This is a genomic window from Dyella jiangningensis (assembly GCF_003264855.1).
Taxonomy (GTDB): domain Bacteria; phylum Pseudomonadota; class Gammaproteobacteria; order Xanthomonadales; family Rhodanobacteraceae; genus Dyella; species Dyella jiangningensis_C.
On sequence record NZ_NFZS01000001.1, the window covers coordinates 846,659 to 864,503 of the forward strand.

Genomic DNA, 17,845 nt, shown 5'->3' on the forward strand with positions numbered 1-17,845 from the left:
GCTGAGGGTAGTCACACGTTTGTGAAGGCGAGCATAGCCGTCAGGGCGTGACGGGGCCGCGTCGACGCCACGCGGGCGGCACGATCGTGCCGCGGCGTAGCGCGATGACCAACAGCAACGCCGAGCAGCATGAGCAGATGAGCAACGCCACCACGGAGGCCTCCGCGCCGAACTCCCCGCCGGTCAGCCAGTCGGGGCCGCTGCGGCTGGAGCTGAGCCAACCCTGGGCGCTGGTGCCGGATACCGGAATGCCGAACACGGTGCCCTGCATGATGTTCCACGCCGCGTGCAAACCGATACACGGCCACAGTGAACGGGTGACGTGATAAAGCAGGGCAAGCAGCACGCCGGCTTCAATGGCGATGGCCAGGGAGCTCCACAGCGTGGCGCCCGGATTGAAGATATGCGCCGCGCCGAAGAACAGCGCGGAAATGGCCAGTGCCCACCACGTGCCCAGGCCTTCCTCGACGATGCGGAACAGCACGCCGCGCGTGATGATTTCCTCGCCGATGCCGGCCGACAACCCGACGGTCAGCACGGCTGGCAGCCAATCCACGCCGGGGTTCATGCCGGTCACGTGGTAACTGCCCGCCAGCCACAGCATCAGCACCACCGTGCTGAACAGCGCGGCGCCCAGCAACAGGCCTGCCGGTCCCAGCATGGCCAGGTCGCGGAGGGCGAATTCCCGCAGGGGCCGTCGCTCTACGGCCTTCACCAGGATGACGTAACTGACCACGGTGGAGAGCAGTTGCACGAAGAGGTTGCCCCACGCGTGTGTCAGGCGGGAGGTGCCGGGGCCGAAGAAGCCCAATGCGGCTGCTGCGGTCGAGCTCAGCTTGAACAGGATGAGAAACAGCGCAATGAAAAAGACGATACGCGCGATGGGCGAGAACACCATCCAGCGTTGCCATGGCGTGGCGGTAACCGGCGTGGTGAAGGCGATCTGGCTGGCTGACATGCGGTTGGGCTCCCTGTGACAGCGGGAGGTTACCAGTTCGAGTTGCCGGATCTGGGCGGGTGCCCGCAAGAACGATGCATCGTCATCCCGGTGCAAGCCGGGTGACGATGCATGCGGCCAGTACGCTTACAGGTCGACCGACGTCGCGTGCTCGCGGGTGGCCGAAAAACGCACGGCCGGCGAGCGCTCTTGAGCCAGTTGCAGGTTCACGCGCGAGGGGGCGAGATAGACCAGTTCGCCCGCCGCATCGATGGCGAGGTTGTTGGCGTTCTTCTCGCGGAATTCCTCGAGCTTCTTGGCGTCGTCGCAGTGGATCCAGCGCGCGGTCGCCACGGTGACCGGCTCGAAGGTGGCATCCACGCCGTATTCGTCCTTGAGGCGATAGGCCACCACGTCGAACTGCAGCACGCCCACCGCGCCCAGGATGAGGTCATTGCTCATCAGCGGGCGGAAGAACTGCGTGGCGCCTTCCTCGGACAGCTGGGCCAGGCCCTTCTGCAGCGCCTTCATCTTCAGCGGATCGCGCAGGCGCGCGCGGCGGAACAGTTCCGGCGCGAAGTTGGGGATGCCGGTGAAGCTGACCATCTCGCCTTCGGTGAAGGTGTCGCCGATGCCGATGGTGCCGTGGTTGTGCAGGCCGATCACGTCGCCGGGATAGGCGTTCTCCACGATTTCGCGGTCGCTGGCCATGAAGGTGAGCGCGTTGGCGATGCGCACCTCCTTGCCGGTGCGCGTCTGCATCATCTTCATGCCGGCGCTGTAGGTGCCCGAGCAGACGCGCATGAAGGCGATGCGGTCGCGGTGCGCCGGGTCCATGTTGGCCTGGATCTTGAACACGAAGCCCGTGAGGTCGCCTTCGTCCGGCTTCACTTCGCGCGAGAGCGTGGCGCGCGAACGCGGCGAGGGCGCGTGTTCGACGAAGAAGTCCAGCAGCAGCTGCACGCCGAAGTTGTTCACCGCCGAGCCGAAGAACACCGGGGTGAGCTTGCCGGCCAGGTACTGTTCGACATCGAACGGATGCGAGGCGCCCTGCACCAGCTCCAGCTCGTCGCGCAGCTCGGCCAGCGCCTCGGCGCCAATCGCCGCTTCCAGGCCCGGGGCATCGAGGCCCTTGAAGATGGTCGAATCCTGGCGCGTGAAATTCTTGCCCTGCTCGAATACATGCACCTCGTCGAGCAGCAGGTGGTACACGCCCTTCAGGCGCTTGCCCATGCCGATCGGCCAGGTCAGCGGCGCGCAGGCGATGCCCAGCACCGATTCCACTTCGTCCAGCAGCTCGATCGGCGAGCGGCCCTCGCGGTCGAGCTTGTTGATGAAGGTCATGATCGGCGTGTCGCGCAGGCGGCACACCTCCATCAGCTTGATGGTGCGTTCCTCCACGCCCTTGGCGCAGTCGATCACCATCAGCGCCGAGTCCACCGCGGTGAGCACGCGGTAGGTGTCCTCGGAGAAGTCCGCGTGGCCCGGGGTGTCCAGCAGGTTGACGATGCGACCCTCGTAGGGGAACTGCATCACCGAGGAGGTCACCGAGATGCCGCGCTCCTTTTCCAGCGCCATCCAGTCTGAAGTGGCGTGGCGGGCGGCCTTGCGGCCCTTCACCGAGCCGGCCATCTGGATCGCGCCGCCGAACAGCAGCAGCTTTTCGGTCAGCGTGGTCTTGCCCGCGTCAGGGTGGCTGACGATGGCGAAGGTACGGCGGCGGCGGGTTTCGGTGAGATGGGTAGACATGGCGGTTTCTGGGCTCGCGAACCGGCCATTGTACCAAGGGCGGAGGAGGGGTGCGGGCAGCCTGAGCCCTTGTAGGAGCGCACCCAGTGCGCGATGGCCTTACCGGGCGGTAGCGCGCGAGGGTTTGGCGAAGACCTGCCACTGAGAGTGAGCGTGGTTCGCGGTCGCGCACTGGGTGCGCTCCTACAGCGGGTGGGCTTCGTCGGCTCAGGCCGTCAGCAAGTCCTCATAAAACGCCCCATACGGCTCGGTCGGATGGGCGATCTGTATCTCCAGGATCCACAGCCCGCTGGAAGGCCGTTCCCCGAGCTCGCCCAGGTCGCCCGCCTTGTGCACCGCATGCGGGAAATCGCTGACGCGGTGGCCCTTGATCTCATGGTTGAGCCGCCAGCCGATCGCCTCGGCCTGCCGCTCGGCAAAGGCGTACAGCGCCTCGCCGCTGAGGCCGCGGGAGCGCCAGGCGTCGGCGACGAGATGGAACAGCTGGCGCGCCGCCTCGGCGCAGGCCTGCTGCTGCGGAGCGTGGCCGGTCACGAAGGTGTCGCCCGCGTCGCCCTCGTGCCCCGAGAACACCAGGCCGAGGTCGATGAAGTAGATGTCGTTCTCGCCGAGTCGCACGCCGGGCTCGGAGCGCTCGCGGTAGGTCTTGGTCGTGTTTGGCCCGATGCGGATGATCACCGGGTGCCACAGGCGCTCCATGCCGAGCTTCTGGAACACCTCCAGCGCCATGGCCTTGGCCTCGTCCTCGCTGATGCCTGGCTGCATGCGCGCGCGGATGCCCTGCAGCGCGGCCCAGGTGCGTTCACGGGCGTGCTGCATCAGTTGCGGATCGAAGCGGTCGCCGACCGCTTCCTGGCGAGGATGGCTCATGTTTGCGGGGTCCGTCGGAGGCACGCGAAGGCGCCGGTCAGGCCAGCAGCATCAGCACGATGCCGATGAAGGCCGGAAGCGCCTGGATCCACAACACCTTGCGCGTGGCGGTCAGCCCGCCGAACACGCCGGCAACCAGGATGCAGCCCAGGAAGAACAGGATCACCGGGCGTCCGCTGGCGCCCAGCCACAGGCCCCACAGCAGGCCGGCAGCCAGGAAGCCGTTGTAGAGGCCCTGGTTGGCCGCGAGCACTTTCGACTGCTGCGCGAATTCCTCGCTGAGACCGAACGCGCGCCGGCCCGACGGTCGGGTCCACAGGAACATCTCCAGCACCAGGAACCACAGGTGCAGCAGGGCGATGAAGGCGACGACGAGCAAGGCGAGCAGGGACATGGGTTCGAAAGTGGCTGAACGAGGCGCGAAGTGTTGCAGTCCCCGGCGGGCCCGGCAAACCCCGGCGCTAACACTTCCGGCCAATGGCTCGGCCCGCGGGTGCGGCGTAGGTTCGTCAAGCTGGGTCCGGAGGGAGTCGCGCCCAAGGACAGTGACGTCGCGCCTGCGGCAAGGGCATTACCCGGCCAATCCAACTCCGGGGAGTCATCACCATGAACAAGCCACTGTGCGCGGGCCTGTGCCTGCTGTTGCTGTATCCGGTCGGGGCGATGGCCGAAGGGCCGTTCGACGGTACCTGGAAGGTCGACATGAGCAAGGTGCAGATGCCCAGGAAGCCCGACGTGCTGGTGCTCAAGGACGGCATGTACGAGTGCAAGACCTGCGTGCCGCCGGTCAGCATCAAGGCCGACGGGCAGGACCATCCGGTGGCCGGCCACCCGTACTTCGACGTCATGGCCGTGCAGGTGGTGGATGCCCACACCGTGAAGGAGACCGACAAGAAGGGCGGCAAGGTGGTCGCCACCTCGACCACCACCGTGGCGCCCGACGGCAAGCATGCGCACGTCGAATTCAGCGACAGCAGCAATTCGAACGGCGCGCCGGTCACCGGCAGCGCGGAACTGAAGCGGGTGGCGGCGGGCCCGGCGGGTTCGCATGCGCTGTCGGGCTCGTGGATCACGGCAAGCATGGGTGACATGTCCGACAACGCCACCGCGATTACCTACAAGGAAGAGGCCGGCATGTTGAGCATGAGTGCGCCGACGGGGCAGTCGTACGAGGCGAAGATGGATGGCACCGAGGCGCCGTACAAGGGCGACCCCGGCATCAACGCCGTCACGGTGAAGAAGACCGGCAAGCATTCCATGGTCGAGACCGACAAGCGCGACGGCAAGGTGGTCGCGGTGCTCACCTCCACCGTGTCCGCCGATGGCAAGACCATGCATGTGCTGTTCGACGACAAGCTGCGCGATCGCACGATGAGCTTCGAGGCCGTCAAGCAGTGACGCGATGCCGCGCCAGGGCCATCCAGGGCCTTGGCGCCGCAAGGTTTCACGCGAAACCGACGATTTGCATCACATAAGTGTCGATGGCTAGGTGCATAGACGTTTAGACGTCTATTGACACGCGGCAACGCCTGCCGGTAGATTCTCCTTCACTCATCGAGACCGGCTGAGGGACAGGCCCTTTGAAGCCGGGGCAACCTGCGGAACCTTCCGCAACGGTGCCAATTCCTGCGGCGGCGCTACGGCGCCAGCCGCGAGATGAGGGCAGAACCGCACCGCCCGCGCATCCGCCGGCCGTGCGTCGGCTCTCCTCTCCGGTCCGCAGGTCGATGCCACGACCGGAGAAGATCGAGATGTCCAGCCAGCCGCAACCCGTCTCGCCCGCTGTGTCCGACTCTGTCGCGGCCGCCGGCGCCATGCGGCCGGACCTCACCACCCAGCGCAGCGCCCGCCGCGTCACGCTCACCCCCAAGTACGGCAGCACGCCGCGCGAAGTGGACGTGCGCTACCTGTGGTGCGGCGCGCCGGATGCGCCCACCGTCATCGTGCAGGGCGGCATCTCGGCCACCCGTGACGTGGTGGCGCTGGACAGCGAGAGCGCGGCGGGCTGGTGGCAGGACCAGGTGGGCGCAGGCCGCCCCGTCGACCTCGATCGCTGCCGCGTGCTGTCGATCGACTGGATCACCCCGGCCGACTTCGGCGACGTGCAGGCCGTATCCAGCGAGGACCAGGCCGACGCGCTGGCCGCGCTGGTCGACGCGCTGGGCATCGGCCGCGTGCATGCCTTCATCGGGTCTTCCTACGGCGCCATGGCCGCGTTGGCGTTTGCCGCGCGCCATCCGTATGCGCTGGGTCGCCTGGTGCTGCTGGCGGGCGCCCATCGCCCGCACCCGTTGGCCACGGCGCAGCGCTCCGTGCAGCGCGGCATCGTGCGCCTGGGCCAGGATTGCGGCCAGCCCGAGCAGGCGCTGGCGCTCGCTCGCCAGCTGGCGATGACCACCTACCGCGGCAGCGAGGAGTTCGCCAAGCGCTTTGCCGCCGCGCCGGAATTCCGCGAAGGCCGCTTCCATTTCCCGGTTGAGGACTACCTGGAACACGCCGGTCGCCGCTTCGTCGAGCGCTTCGACGTGGAGCGCTTCCTCGCGCTGTCCGAATCCATCGACCTGCATGACGTGCAGCCCGAGCAGATCGCCGCGCCGTCCACGCTGATCGGCTTCCCGTCCGATCGCCTGGTGCCGCTGGCCGACCTGTGCGAGCTGCAGCGCCGCCTGCATGGTCCGGCCACGCTCGAAGTGGTCGAGTCGCCCTACGGCCACGACGCCTTCCTCAAGGAAACCGACCGCCTCGCGCCGCTGCTGCGCGAAGCACTGGCCGGCTGTTGACCCCATACCGCATACGCATCACGCACGGAGATTCACCATGAGCGACACCCCCGCCCCCTGTACCCGCGCCGTGCGCGCCGGCATCGAATCGGACACCCAGCACGGCGCCGTGGTGCCGCCGCTGCACCTGTCCACCAACTACGCGTTCGACGGCTTCGGCAACAAGCGTGCGTATGACTACTCGCGCAGCGGCAACCCCACGCGCGATCTGCTGGGGGAAGCGCTCGCCGAGCTGGAGCAGGGCGCCGGCGCGGTCGTGACGGCCAGCGGCATGGCCGCGGTGGCGCTGGCGCTGGAGCTGGTGCCGGCCGGTTCGCTGGTGCTGGCCGCGCATGACTGCTACGGCGGCACCTGGCGCCTGCTCGACGCATGGGCGAAGAAGGGCCGCTTCCAGGTGCGTTTCGTCGATCTCACCAACAGCCATGCGCTGGCCGATGGCCTCGCGTTGAAGCCGTCGCTGGTGTGGGTGGAAACGCCGTCCAACCCGCTGCTGCGCATCACCGATATCCGCCACGTGGCGCAGGCCGCGCACGCCGCCGGTGCACTGCTGGTGGTGGACAACACTTTCCTCTCGCCGGCGCTGCAGCAGCCGCTCACGCTGGGCGCCGACGTGGTGGTGCATTCGACCACCAAGTACATCAACGGCCACAGCGACGTGGTGGGCGGCGCCGTGGTGGCGCGTGACCCGGCCGTGGCCGACCAGCTGAAGTGGTGGGGCAACTGCAATGGCCTCACCGGTGCGCCGTTCGACAGCTTCCTCACCCTGCGCGGCCTTCGCACGCTGAGCGTGCGCCTGCGCCAGCACCAGGAGAACGCGGTGCGCATCGCCGAACGTCTGGACGGCCATGCGGCCGTACGCAAGGTCTACTATCCGGGCCTGGAAAGCCACGCCGGCCACGCGCTCGCCGCGCGCCAGCAGCTGGGCTTCGGCGCGATGCTGAGCTTCGAGATCGAAGGCGACGTGCCGCATATCGAAGCCTTCGTCGATGGCCTGCGCTACTTCTCGCTGGCCGAATCGCTGGGTGGCGTGGAAAGCCTGGTGGCGCATCCGGCCACCATGACCCATGCGTCGATGGCGCCGGAGGCCCGTCGCGCGGCTGGCATTGCCGACAGCCTGCTGCGCCTGTCGGTGGGCATCGAGGATGGCGACGACCTGCTGCGTGATCTCGATGCAGCGCTGTCGCGCGCGCTGGCCGTGGGTGAAGGCAAACGCCGGGTGAGCGCATGAGCGCGGTGCTGGCGGCGGAGGCTGCAATCGCACCGAAACCGCAGGCGTCCTCGTCCATCGCCGCGGTGCTGCTCGGCACCGGCGTGGTCGGCGGCGCCTTTCTCAAGTTGCTCAATACACCGGCGGCATCGTCGATCCGCCTGGTGGGCGCGGCCAATTCGCGCCGTCAGCAGACGCAGGCCGAACTGCTGGCCGACCGCGCATTGCGCGAGAAGCTGAAGAGCCATGGCGACGTGCGTGACGATGCGGCGTTGTTGTCCGCGCTGGACGCGAACGATGCGGCAGTGAAAGTCATCATCGACGCGACCGCCTGCGGCACGCTCGCTTCGCGGCACTCGGAATGGCTGGCGCGTGGCTACCACGTGGTGACCGCAAACAAGTCCCTTGCCGGGGGCGATCTCCCGGGTTGGCGTGCGCTGCAGGCAGCGCTGGCGCAGGGCGGCCGCTACGGCGATTCGGCGACGGTGGGTGCCGGCCTGCCGGTGATCTCCACGCTGCGCCGCCTGCGTCATTGCGGCGACGCGCTGCTCACGCTGGAAGGCGTGTTCTCCGGCTCGCTCTCGTACCTGTTCAACCAGTACGACGGAAGCCAGCCGTTTTCGGCGTTGCTGCGTCGTGCACGCGAACTGGGATATACCGAGCCCGATCCGCGTTCCGATCTCTCGGGCGAGGACGTCGCGCGCAAGCTGCTGATACTCGCGCGCTGCGCGGGTTTCGCACTGCGTCCCGACGAAGTGGAAGTGGAAAGCCTGGTGCCGGAAAGCCTGCGTGGCGTGGATGTGGAAACCTTCCTCGCGCGCCTGGAAGAATTGGACGAGCCGCTGGCGGCCCGTCATGCCGAAGCAAAAGCGCGCGGCGGCGCATTGCGCTTCCTCGCGCGCCTCAACCAGCGCGGCCGTGCCCGCGTGGGCCTGGTGGAGGTACCGGCCAACCATCCGGCCACGCGCCTCTACGGCACCGACAACCAGTTCGCCCTCAGCACCACGCGCTACAACACGCAGCCGCTGGTGATCCAGGGGCCCGGTGCGGGGCCGGAGGTAACAGCACAGGCGTTGCTGGGGGATGTGCTCGCGCTGGCGTGAGCGTAGCGCGGCTTGAATCGCGCACTGGGTGCGCTCCTACAGAAGATCTGCGTCGTTGTTGTGGGAGCGCACCTTATGCGCGACTACCTCATCGCCCAATAAAAAACGCGCGGCTCACACCGCGCGTCTTTTTCTTTCCCGAAGGGCCGTGCGATCAGTCGTGCACGTGCGGATTCGCTTCCGCCTCTTCCACCGACGGCGTGCGCCAGCCGGACTTCACGCCCCACACGTAGAACACCAGGCCGATGATGGCGACCACGGCGAGGTCCACGCCGTAGCTCAGGTAGCCCTGGCCACCGAATTCGGCGCTGCCCAGCCACGACACCAGGGCCAAGGCGGGAAGGTAGAAGATCAACCACCAGGCGCCCTTGAGCTGGCGACCGAAGTCGTGCCAGTTCGCCCTGAGCTGGTAGAACAGGTACACCGGCAGCGCGACCACCATCAGCAGGATGATCTCGCCGGTCAGCGGCCAGCGCGCCCAGTACAGCAGCTCCGTCGCCATGATGAAGGCGACGCCCGCGAGGATCGGCAGGCCCGGGATGCGCAGCGGACGATGCAGGTTCGGCGCGGTGCGGCGCAGCGTCATCGCACTTACCGGACCGGTGAGATAGGAGATGATCGTGGCTACCGAGATCACCGCAGCCAGCGTTCCCCAACCGCGGAACTTGAACAGGAACAGGTAGGAAACGGCTAGGTTGAACCACATCGCCGGACGCGGCACGCCCCACTTCGGGTGGATGCGGCCGAGGATCTTCGGCATCGTGCCGTTGCGCTCCATGCCGTAGATCATGCGGGCGGTGGTGGCCGTGTAGGTCATGCCGGTGCCGCTGGGGCTGATGAAGGCATCGACGTACAGCAGCATCGCCAGCCAGTGCAGGTTGACGATGATGGCGAGTTCGGCGAACGGCGAGCGGAAGTCGATGCCGTGCCAGCCGGCCTTGGCCAGCATCTCCGGCGGCACCGCGCCGAGGTAGGCCACCTGCAGGATCACGTAGACGACGGTGGCGAGCAGGATCGAGCCGATCACCGCGAACGGAATGCTCTTGCCCGGGTTATGCGCCTCGCCGGCGAGGTTCACCGGACTCTGGAAGCCGTTGAAGCTGAATACGATGCCCGCGGTGGCCACGGCGGTGAGTACGGCGGCGAAATCGATCGCGTGCGCATCGCCGTGCACGCCGACCGAGAAGTTCTCGGTGTGGAAGCCGCTGGCGATCAAGGCGAGGCCGGTGGCGGCCGGCACCACCAGCTTGAACACGGTGATGGCGGTGTTGGAGCGGGCGAACAGCTTCACGCTCCAGAAGTTCAGCAGGAAATAGATCAGCACCAGCACGGCCGCGATCATCAGGCCGGGCTCGGTGAGCTCGCCGTGACCGTCGGCCATGTGCACGTAGAGGTTCTGCGCCCACTGCCACGGCCACGAGGCCATGTACTGCACCGAGGCTTCCGCTTCCATCGGGATCACCGAGACGATGGCGATCCAGTTCGCCCATGCGCTGATGAAGCCCACCAGCGAGCCGTGCGAGTAGCGCGCGTAGCGCACCATGCCGCCCGACTCGGGGAACATGGCACCGAGTTCGGCGTAGGTCAGCGCGATGGTCATGATGATCGCCGCGCCGAGCACCCACGCCCAGACGGCGCCGGGGCCGGCCAGACCGGCGGCGCGCCAGGCGCCGAACAGCCAGCCTGAGCCGATGATCGACCCCAGGCCGGTAAGCATGAGGGCGAACGGACCGACATCGCGCCGGATCGAGGAATGAGACATGCAGGTCCCCAGGTCAGTGGATCAACGAGCCGCCACCTGGGCGACACAAGGCCGGGATGATGACAGACCGGTCCGGCGCCTGTCAGCCCGTCAGGAGTCATGAGTCGTGGCGCAGCGCAGCAGGCAGGTCATTGAATCGACGAATGAAACGGTACGGCGGCGCACGGTCGAGCCCTTCCGGCGACACGCAAATTGGCCGCGATCGGCAGGCCCGCTAGTATCAGGGTTCTCCATGAAGGAGGGCGCTCCATGATCCGCGTGACGTGGCTGGTGGCGATGGTGGCGGTGGCCGCACTCTCGATGCCCGCGACGGCGGTTTCCGGCGATGCGGCGGGCGAGGCGTTGCAGAAACGCGCCGAGGCCGGCGACGCGAAGGCTCAGATCGAGCTGGGCCGTGCGCTGGAAGAGGACGGCGCGCCTGCGGACAAGGCGGCCAGCACGGCGTGGTACCGGAAGGCGGCGATGGCCGGGAGTGCGGATGGCGCTTGGCGCCTCGGCTTCGCCCTCATGGCGGGCACCGGCACCGCACGCGATGTTCCTGCTGGCCTCGAATGGCTGCGGCAGAGCGTGAACATCAGCCAGGACGCCGACCACATGGCCGCGCTGGCCATGTTGCTGGCCACGACCGGTGGTGATCAGAAGGAAGCCATGCAATGGGCGCAGATGGCAGCGGACAAGGGCTCGCCCAAGGGCTTCGAGGTGCTGGGCATGGCGAGGCTCTCGGGAAAGTGGGGTCTGCCCAAGGACCCTGCGCTGGCCGAGAAGCTATTCACGACGGCGGCGCAGAAGGGTGACGTCAATACCCAGGTCGCCCTCGGCAAGCTGTACTTCTCCGATGCGTTCGGACGAGAGGACTCCACGTCCGGTGTCCATTGGCTGCAGGCTGCCGCCGATGCGGGCAGTGCTGAGGCCGCTGGCTTCCTCGGCTACTTGTTCATCACCGGCAAGGAGGGTGTGCCAGTGGACGCGGCACGCGGCGTGGCGCTGGCGCGCAAGGCCATGGCGGGCAACGCCATGGAAGGACATTACGCGATGGGCGTGGCGTACGTAACAGGTGTCGGCGTGGCGGAGAACCTGGCGGAAGGCTGGTACCAGATTTCGATCGCACAGCGCATGGACAGCCAGCAGGGGCTGGCCAGCGCGGGCGGTTATCTCGCCAAGGCGGCGGCCAAGCTCACCCCGGCGCAGCTGGCGCAATTGAAGGCGCGGGTGGATGCCGACGCTGCGAAGCTGCCCGCGGCACCGCCGGGTCCGTAAATGGACCCTGTGCAGAAGAGATCGCCGATATCGCATTCCGGCCATGGCCGGGATGACGTCGGGAACAAACGGCGGGAAAGAGCCCGGGCTGGCGGGTAATCCGCCAGCGCATCAGCACTCGATGACGTTCACCGCCAGACCGCCGCGCGACGTTTCCTTGTACTTATCCTTCATGTCGCGGCCGGTGTCGCGCATGGTGGCGATCACCTTGTCGAGAGAGACGCGGTGCTTGCCGTCGCTCTTGAGCGCCATGCGGCTGGCGTTGATGGCCTTCACCGAGCCCATCGCGTTGCGCTCGATGCAGGGAATCTGCACCAGGCCGCCGACCGGATCGCAGGTGAGGCCGAGGTTGTGTTCCATGCCGATCTCGGCGGCGTTCTCCACCTGCAGCGCGTGCCGCCGAGCACGGCGGCGAGGCCGCCGGCGGCCATCGAACAGGCCACGCCCACTTCGCCCTGGCAGCCCACTTCGGCGCCGGAGATCGAGGCGTTTTCCTTGTAGAGGATGCCGATCGCGCCCGCCGTGAGCAGGAAGTCGATGATGCCGTTCTCGTCCGACTTGGGGCAGAAGCGGTGGTAGTAGTGCAGCACCGCCGGCATGATGCCGGCCGCGCCGTTGGTCGGCGCGGTGACGACGCGGCCGCCCGCCGCGTTTTCCTCGTTCACGGCGATCGCGTAGAGGTTGACCCAGTCGAGGATGGTCAGCGGGTCCTTCAGCGAGGCCTCCGGCTGGTCACGCAAATCCGCGGCCATGGCCGGCGCGCGGCGCGCCACCTTGAGGCCGCCCGGCAGCACGCCCGGCGAACGCAGGCCGCGGTTCACGCAATCCTGCATGGCTTTCCAGATGGTGAGCAGGCCGCTGCGAACTTCCGCTTCGCTGCGCCATACCTTCTCGTTCTCCATCATCAGCTGCGCGATGGAGAGGTTGTGCCTGTGGCACAGCTCCAGCATCTGGTCGCCGGTGGAAAACGGATAGGGCAGCTCGGTGGTGTCGGCCACGATGCGGTCTTCGGCCGCCTCGTCGTGGTTGACCACGAAGCCGCCGCCGACCGAGTAGTAATCGCGCGTGGCCAGCTCGTGGCCCTCGGCGTCATAGGCGGAGAAGCGCATGCCGTTGGTGTGGAACGGCAGCTTCTGGCGCTTGTTGAAGACCAGGTCGCGCTTTTCCTCGAAGTCGATCTCGTGCTTGCCCAGCACGCGCAGGCGATGCGTGGTGCGGATGCGCGAGAGCGTCTCCGGAATCTGGTCGGGATCGACCGTGTCCGGATGCGCGCCTTCAAAACCCAACAGCACGGCCTTGTCGGTGCCGTGGCCGCGACCGGTCATGGCCAGCGAGCCGTACAGTTCGGCGCGCACGCGCGTCACGCGATCGAGCACGCCTTTTTCTTCCAGCCAGCGCTCGGCAAAGCGCGCCGCGGCGCGCATGGGGCCGACGGTGTGCGAGGAGGAGGGGCCAATGCCGATCTTGAACAGGTCAAATACGCTGACAGCCATGGAAAACACGCGGAGTGGGCGGGGAGAACCGCACATTCTACGCGGCCTGCCAACGGATGTTTGCCGCGCCGCAGCGATGTCATCGGTGCGCATGCGTATGGTTCGGCGTGCTTGCGTTGCTGAACGGCGCGTGCGCGTTCCATCGGTGCCTCGCATTCGCCTGCATGACGCAACGGCAGTGCGCGACCCAAGTCGTTTCGGACGTCCATATCGCGTGCTGCGCGTCGCCGGCGCCACGCAGCGTTAAGGTATACAAATACCATTGACACAAAAATGGTATACTGATAACACTGTAGGGGCGAGTACCTGACTCTCCGGGGGGAGAACGTGATGGAACTTCGTCGTACGCAGTTCAGCCGTCGCTGTATCTGTTCGGCCATCGCCGCCGTGTTGATGGGCCCGCTCTGTGCCATGGCGCTGCCCGATGCCGGCATGCCCGTGGCAGCCGCAAGTACCGACGCGGCAGGCGGCGATGCCGCCGCGCAGGCCGGATCGGATGCGGCGCAAGCTTCATCGACATCGGCCGCCGAGGCATCGGCCCGACAACTGGGCACCGTCATCGTCACCGCCAACAAGCGCAGCGAGCGCCTGCAGGACGTGCCGATGGGCGTTTCGGTGATGGCAGGGCCGCAGCTGGAGCGCCAGAACGCGACCAGCTTCGCCGATTACGCCACGCAGATTCCCGGCCTCAATACCATCTCCACCGGCCAGGGCCAGACGCAGCTGGTGCTTCGTGGCATCACGTCCGGCAGCGGGCAGCCCAATGCAGCCGTCGGCACGTATGTCGATGATGCGCCGTATGGATCGAGCACCGTTTACGCGCTCGGCAGCCTGCTTACGCCGGACATCGATCCGTACGACCTGCAGCGCATCGAAGTGCTGCGTGGGCCGCAGGGCACGCTGTACGGTTCGAACACGCTTGGCGGCCTGGTGAAGTTCGTCACCACGCCACCGGATACCACGCAGGCCAGTGGCCGCATCGGCGTGGATACCAGCGGCGTCGACAACGGCGGCACGGGTTTCGGTGCGCACGCGACGGTGAACATCCCGCTGGCCAATACGCTCGCGCTGCGCGTCAACGCGTATGACCGCACGGATCCGGGCTACATCGACAACGTCACCACCGGGAAAACCGAGGTCAACGAGGCCAAGGTATCCGGCGCGCGTGCGCAGGTGCTGTGGACGCCGAGCGACAAGGTTTCGGTGCGGTTCGCGGCGCTGGCGCAGAACCTGAGCAGTGATGGCCTCGCCAACGGTGGCGTGGATATCGATCCGGACACGCTCAAGCCGATCTATGGCGACAACAAGCAGGCGAGGGCGGCGAGCACGGGCGAACTCAAGCTCAAGTACCGCCTTTACGACCTGACGGTGAACGCGGATTTCGACTGGGCCAAGCTGGTATCCACCACGAGTTACGGCACGGTGCGGCTCAACGAAAACACCGACGTCACCAACGCCTACGGTCCGATCCTCAATCCGGCGTTCGGGCTGGATACCGGCGGTTATTCCATCCACCAGCCGGTGTCGATGAACAAGGTCACGCAGGAACTGCGCCTGCAATCACCCGAGCAACAACTGCTCGAGTGGCGCGTCGGCCTGTTCTACACGCACGAGCGCAGTACCGACAGCCAGAGCGTGCTGAGCTTCGATGCCAACACGGGCGCGCCGATCGCGCTGCCGACGTTGGCCGACCTGGCGATCGGTCCGGCGGTGTTTACCGAATGGGCCGGCTATGGCGACGTCACCTGGCACGCCACGTCCAACCTCAGCGTGCTGGTCGGTGCGCGTTACAGCTTCGACAAGACGACCTACAAGCAAACCGGTACGGGCATCCTCACCGGCGACAGCAATTTTTCCACGAACGGCACCGACCATCCGGTCACCTATCTGTTCAACCCGAGCTACAAGTTCAGCGACGACCTGATGGCGTACCTGCGCGTTGCTTCGGGCTTCCGTCCGGGTGGCCCGAACGTGGGCGTGCCGCCGGGACTCGGCGCGCCGCAGACCTTCGATGCGGACAAGCTGGTGAGCTACGAGCTGGGCCTGAAGTCGCTGATGCTCGACAAGCGCATGAGCATCGACGTCGACGTGTTCTACATCGATTGGAGCAAGATCCAGCTGGCCGAAACCGCGGGCGGCTTCAGCTTCCTCGGCAACGGCGGCAAGGCGAGCAGCAAGGGCCTGGAAGCCAACTGGCGCTTCACGCCGGTGGCGGGCTTCACGGTATGGGCGAACGCCACCTACACCAAGGCGGAACTCTCCGCCGACACGCCGCCCGGCGGCCTGTACGGCTACAACGGCGATCGCCTGCCGTACGTGCCGAAGTGGAACGCGAACCTCGGCGCCGACTACAACTTCCCGTTGGGCTCGGGCTGGTCGGGCTTCGTGGGCGGCAACGTCAGCTACGTCGGTTCGCGCAAGTCGGACTTCAACACCGTGCCGGCACCGCAGTTCACGTTGCCCAGCTTCACCAGCGTGGATGTGCACCTTGGCGCCAACGTCGACAAGTGGACCTTCTCGCTCTACGCCAAGAACCTCGGCAACAAGCACGGCATCACCGCCATGAGCAGCGAGACGCTGGACCCCATCGCGAGCCCCTTCCAGGCCACCTACCAGACGCCGCGCACCATCGGCGTGTCGGCGAGCGTCGAGCTTTGAGCCATTCCCCGCATCCAACTTGGAGCGTTCCATGAAGCACCTAGTCAAACGGTTGGTTGCGCTGGCTGCCTGCGCAACGGCGACACTGAGCTTCGCTCAGGTGCCGACCGTGCCACCGGCGCAGCCGGCACAGGCAATGCCGGCCGCGCCGGCCAGCCAGGACACATCCGCGCACGCGCTGACCAACGAAGATCTCTCCACGTTCTTCGATGGCCTCGTGCCATTCGCCATCCAGCGCGGTGATATCGCCGGCGGCGTGATCACCGTGGTGAAGGACGGCAACGTGCTGTTCTCGCGCGGCTACGGCTACGCCGACCTCAAGACGCGTCAGCCGGTCTCGCCGGAAACCACGCTGTTCCGCCCGGGCTCCACGTCCAAGCTGTTCACGTGGACGGCGGTGATGCAGATGGTCGAGCAGGGCAAGGTCGACCTGGATCACGACGTCAACGACTACATCGACTTCAAGATCCCGCCGTACGAAGGCAAGCCGATCACCCTGCGCAACCTCATGACGCACACCGCGGGCTTCGAGGAAGTGGCGCGCGACCTGCTGCCGGCCACGTCGGACGAAGTGAACATCGAGCGCTACCTCAAGAGCCACCTGCCGGCGCGCATCTTTCCGCCGGGCGAAACGGTGGCGTATTCCAATTACGGTTGCGGCCTGGCCGGCTACATCGTGCAGCGCGTATCCGGCGAACGCTTCGAGGATTACGTGCAGAAGCACATCCTGCAGCCGCTCAACATGACGCACTCGTCGTTCGACCAGCCGCTGCCTTCGGCGCTCGCGCCGCTGATGTCGAAGGGCTACAAGACCGCGTCCGATGGCGTGGCGCAGCCGTTCGAATGGGTGGATCCGGCACCGGCCGGCGCGCTCAGCTCGTCGGGCACCGACATGGCGCAGTTCATGATCGCCCAGCTTCAGAACGGCCGTTACGGCGACACGCGCATCCTCAAGGAAGACACCGCCAAGCTGATGCACTCGCAGCAATACACCGCGTCGAAGGGCATGGTGGGATTCGACCTGGGCTTCTACCAGGAAGACCGCAATGGCCTGCGCATCATCGGCCATGGCGGCGACACCGAAGTGTTCCACAGCGACCTGCATCTGCTGCTGGACAAGGATGTTGGCATCTTCATGTCGTTCAACAGCCTCGGCAGTGAAGTGGGCGGCGCACACACGATTCGTGGCGCGATCTTCTACGCGTTCCTGGACCGCTACTTCCCGCATCCGTTGCAGGATCAGCCGGCCATCGCATCCGCCAAGGCCGATGCCGCGCGCGTGGCGGGCTGGTACGAGTCGAGCCGCGTCAACCTGAGTGCGCTGCGTCCGTTCAACCTGCTCGGCCAGATGCAGGTCAACGCGATGCCGGACGGCACGCTGACCATCGCCGCGCTGAGCGACTACGCCGGCAAGCCGCTGCATTGGCGGGAAGTGAGCCCGCTGCACTACGTCGAAGAGAACGGCCAGCGCAAGCTGGACTTCATCGCCGACGCCAACGGCAACATCAAGTACTGGGCGACGGACCATATCTCGCCGGTATTCGTGTTCAACCGCGTGCCGGCGGCGAAGAGCATGGGTTCGGTGAGCCTGTGGGCCAGTCTCTCGCTGGTCGTGGTGCTGGGCGCGCTGCTGTTCTGGTGGCTGGGTGCGTGGATGCGCCGTCATTACCACCGCTCGTTCGAGATCACCCACGAGCTTCGCCGCAGCCGCCTGTGGTCGCGCGTCGGTGCATTGCTGCTGTTCGCCGACGTGCTGGGTTGGGTGCTGATGATCGTCGCGATCTCGGCCGACGAAAACCTGCTTCTGCGTGGTTCGGCGACGCCTTGGTTCTATCTGTTGTACGTGCTGGGTGCGGTATCCCTGGTGGGTGCGCTGGCCGTGCTGTTCCACACCGTGCGCAACTGGCAGTTGGCGAGGCGCAGCCTGTGGGTGCGTGTGGGCGAAACCTTGCTTGGCCTCGCGGCCTTGTACCTGGCGTGGTTCATCCTGGCGTTCGGGATGGTCAGCTTCAACGTGCGTTTCTAAGGC

General features: G+C 66.6%; 12 protein-coding genes, 1 pseudogene and 1 riboswitch. Of the genes and pseudogenes, 7 read left to right on the top strand and 6 right to left on the bottom strand.

Going from position 1 to position 17,845, the window contains the following annotated elements; translation table 11 throughout:
* Positions 1-40: 40 nt before the first annotated feature.
* The 4 genes from CA260_RS03710 to CA260_RS03725 form a co-directional block, all read right to left on the bottom strand.
* The gene (locus CA260_RS03710; RefSeq protein WP_111981077.1) at positions 41-958 is read right to left on the bottom strand and encodes a CPBP family intramembrane glutamic endopeptidase; all 918 of its coding nucleotides are present in this window, start codon (positions 956-958) and stop codon (positions 41-43) included.
* A gap of 126 nt (positions 959-1,084) precedes the next feature.
* Positions 1,085-2,686 carry a peptide chain release factor 3 gene (locus CA260_RS03715; protein WP_111981078.1) on the bottom strand — a complete coding sequence of 534 codons (1,602 nt, stop codon included), beginning with the start codon at positions 2,684-2,686 and terminating at the stop codon, positions 1,085-1,087.
* Between the two features lie 207 nt (positions 2,687-2,893).
* A complete protein-coding gene (locus CA260_RS03720) occupies positions 2,894-3,556 on the bottom strand; it encodes a M24 family metallopeptidase (RefSeq protein WP_111981079.1) in 663 nt (220 codons plus the stop codon).
* Positions 3,557-3,593: 37 nt separating this feature from the next.
* On the bottom strand, positions 3,594-3,950 hold the full coding sequence (locus CA260_RS03725; protein WP_111981080.1) for a DUF1304 domain-containing protein: 357 nt from the start codon (positions 3,948-3,950) through the stop codon (positions 3,594-3,596).
* A gap of 212 nt (positions 3,951-4,162) precedes the next feature.
* Here CA260_RS03725 and CA260_RS03730 point away from each other — a divergent pair, with 212 nt between their 5' ends.
* The 4 genes from CA260_RS03730 to CA260_RS03745 all read left to right on the top strand — a co-directional run bounded on the left by CA260_RS03730 (position 4,163) and on the right by CA260_RS03745 (position 8,646).
* On the top strand, positions 4,163-4,954 hold the full coding sequence (locus CA260_RS03730; RefSeq protein ID WP_111981081.1) for a hypothetical protein: 792 nt from the start codon (positions 4,163-4,165) through the stop codon (positions 4,952-4,954).
* 150 nt (positions 4,955-5,104) lie between these two features.
* Positions 5,105-5,219: riboswitch (SAM riboswitch) on the top strand.
* A gap of 88 nt (positions 5,220-5,307) precedes the next feature.
* The gene (metX, locus tag CA260_RS03735) at positions 5,308-6,336 is read left to right on the top strand and encodes a homoserine O-succinyltransferase MetX (RefSeq protein WP_111981082.1); all 1,029 of its coding nucleotides are present in this window, start codon (positions 5,308-5,310) and stop codon (positions 6,334-6,336) included.
* 37 nt (positions 6,337-6,373) lie between these two features.
* On the top strand, positions 6,374-7,564 hold the full coding sequence (gene metB / locus CA260_RS03740) for a cystathionine gamma-synthase (protein WP_111981083.1): 1,191 nt from the start codon (positions 6,374-6,376) through the stop codon (positions 7,562-7,564).
* Positions 7,561-8,646, top strand: a complete 1,086-nt coding sequence (locus CA260_RS03745; RefSeq protein ID WP_111981084.1) for a homoserine dehydrogenase — start codon at positions 7,561-7,563, stop codon at positions 8,644-8,646. Before metB ends, CA260_RS03745 begins: the two co-directional genes overlap by 4 nt.
* 154 nt (positions 8,647-8,800) lie before the next feature.
* On the opposite strand, the gene CA260_RS03750 is transcribed toward CA260_RS03745, so the two are convergent.
* Positions 8,801-10,408 (bottom strand): APC family permease, encoded by a 1,608-nt coding sequence (locus CA260_RS03750; protein WP_111981085.1) that lies wholly within the window; start codon positions 10,406-10,408, stop codon positions 8,801-8,803.
* 249 nt (positions 10,409-10,657) lie between these two features.
* Between CA260_RS03750 and CA260_RS03755 the strand changes: the two genes are divergently transcribed.
* Positions 10,658-11,665, top strand: coding sequence for a tetratricopeptide repeat protein (locus CA260_RS03755; protein WP_111981086.1), 1,008 nt, complete (start codon positions 10,658-10,660; stop codon positions 11,663-11,665).
* Positions 11,666-11,776: 111 nt separating this feature from the next.
* On the opposite strand, the pseudogene CA260_RS03760 reads toward CA260_RS03755, so the two are convergent.
* Positions 11,777-13,158: pseudogene (locus CA260_RS03760) on the bottom strand (L-serine ammonia-lyase).
* Between the two features lie 330 nt (positions 13,159-13,488).
* Here CA260_RS03760 and CA260_RS03765 point away from each other — a divergent pair.
* A complete protein-coding gene (locus CA260_RS03765; RefSeq protein WP_111981087.1) occupies positions 13,489-15,816 on the top strand; it encodes a TonB-dependent receptor in 2,328 nt (775 codons plus the stop codon).
* Between the two features lie 31 nt (positions 15,817-15,847).
* Positions 15,848-17,842: a serine hydrolase domain-containing protein gene (locus CA260_RS03770; RefSeq protein ID WP_111981088.1), complete on the top strand. Its 1,995-nt coding sequence runs from the start codon at positions 15,848-15,850 to the stop codon at positions 17,840-17,842.
* Positions 17,843-17,845 lie beyond the last annotated feature (3 nt).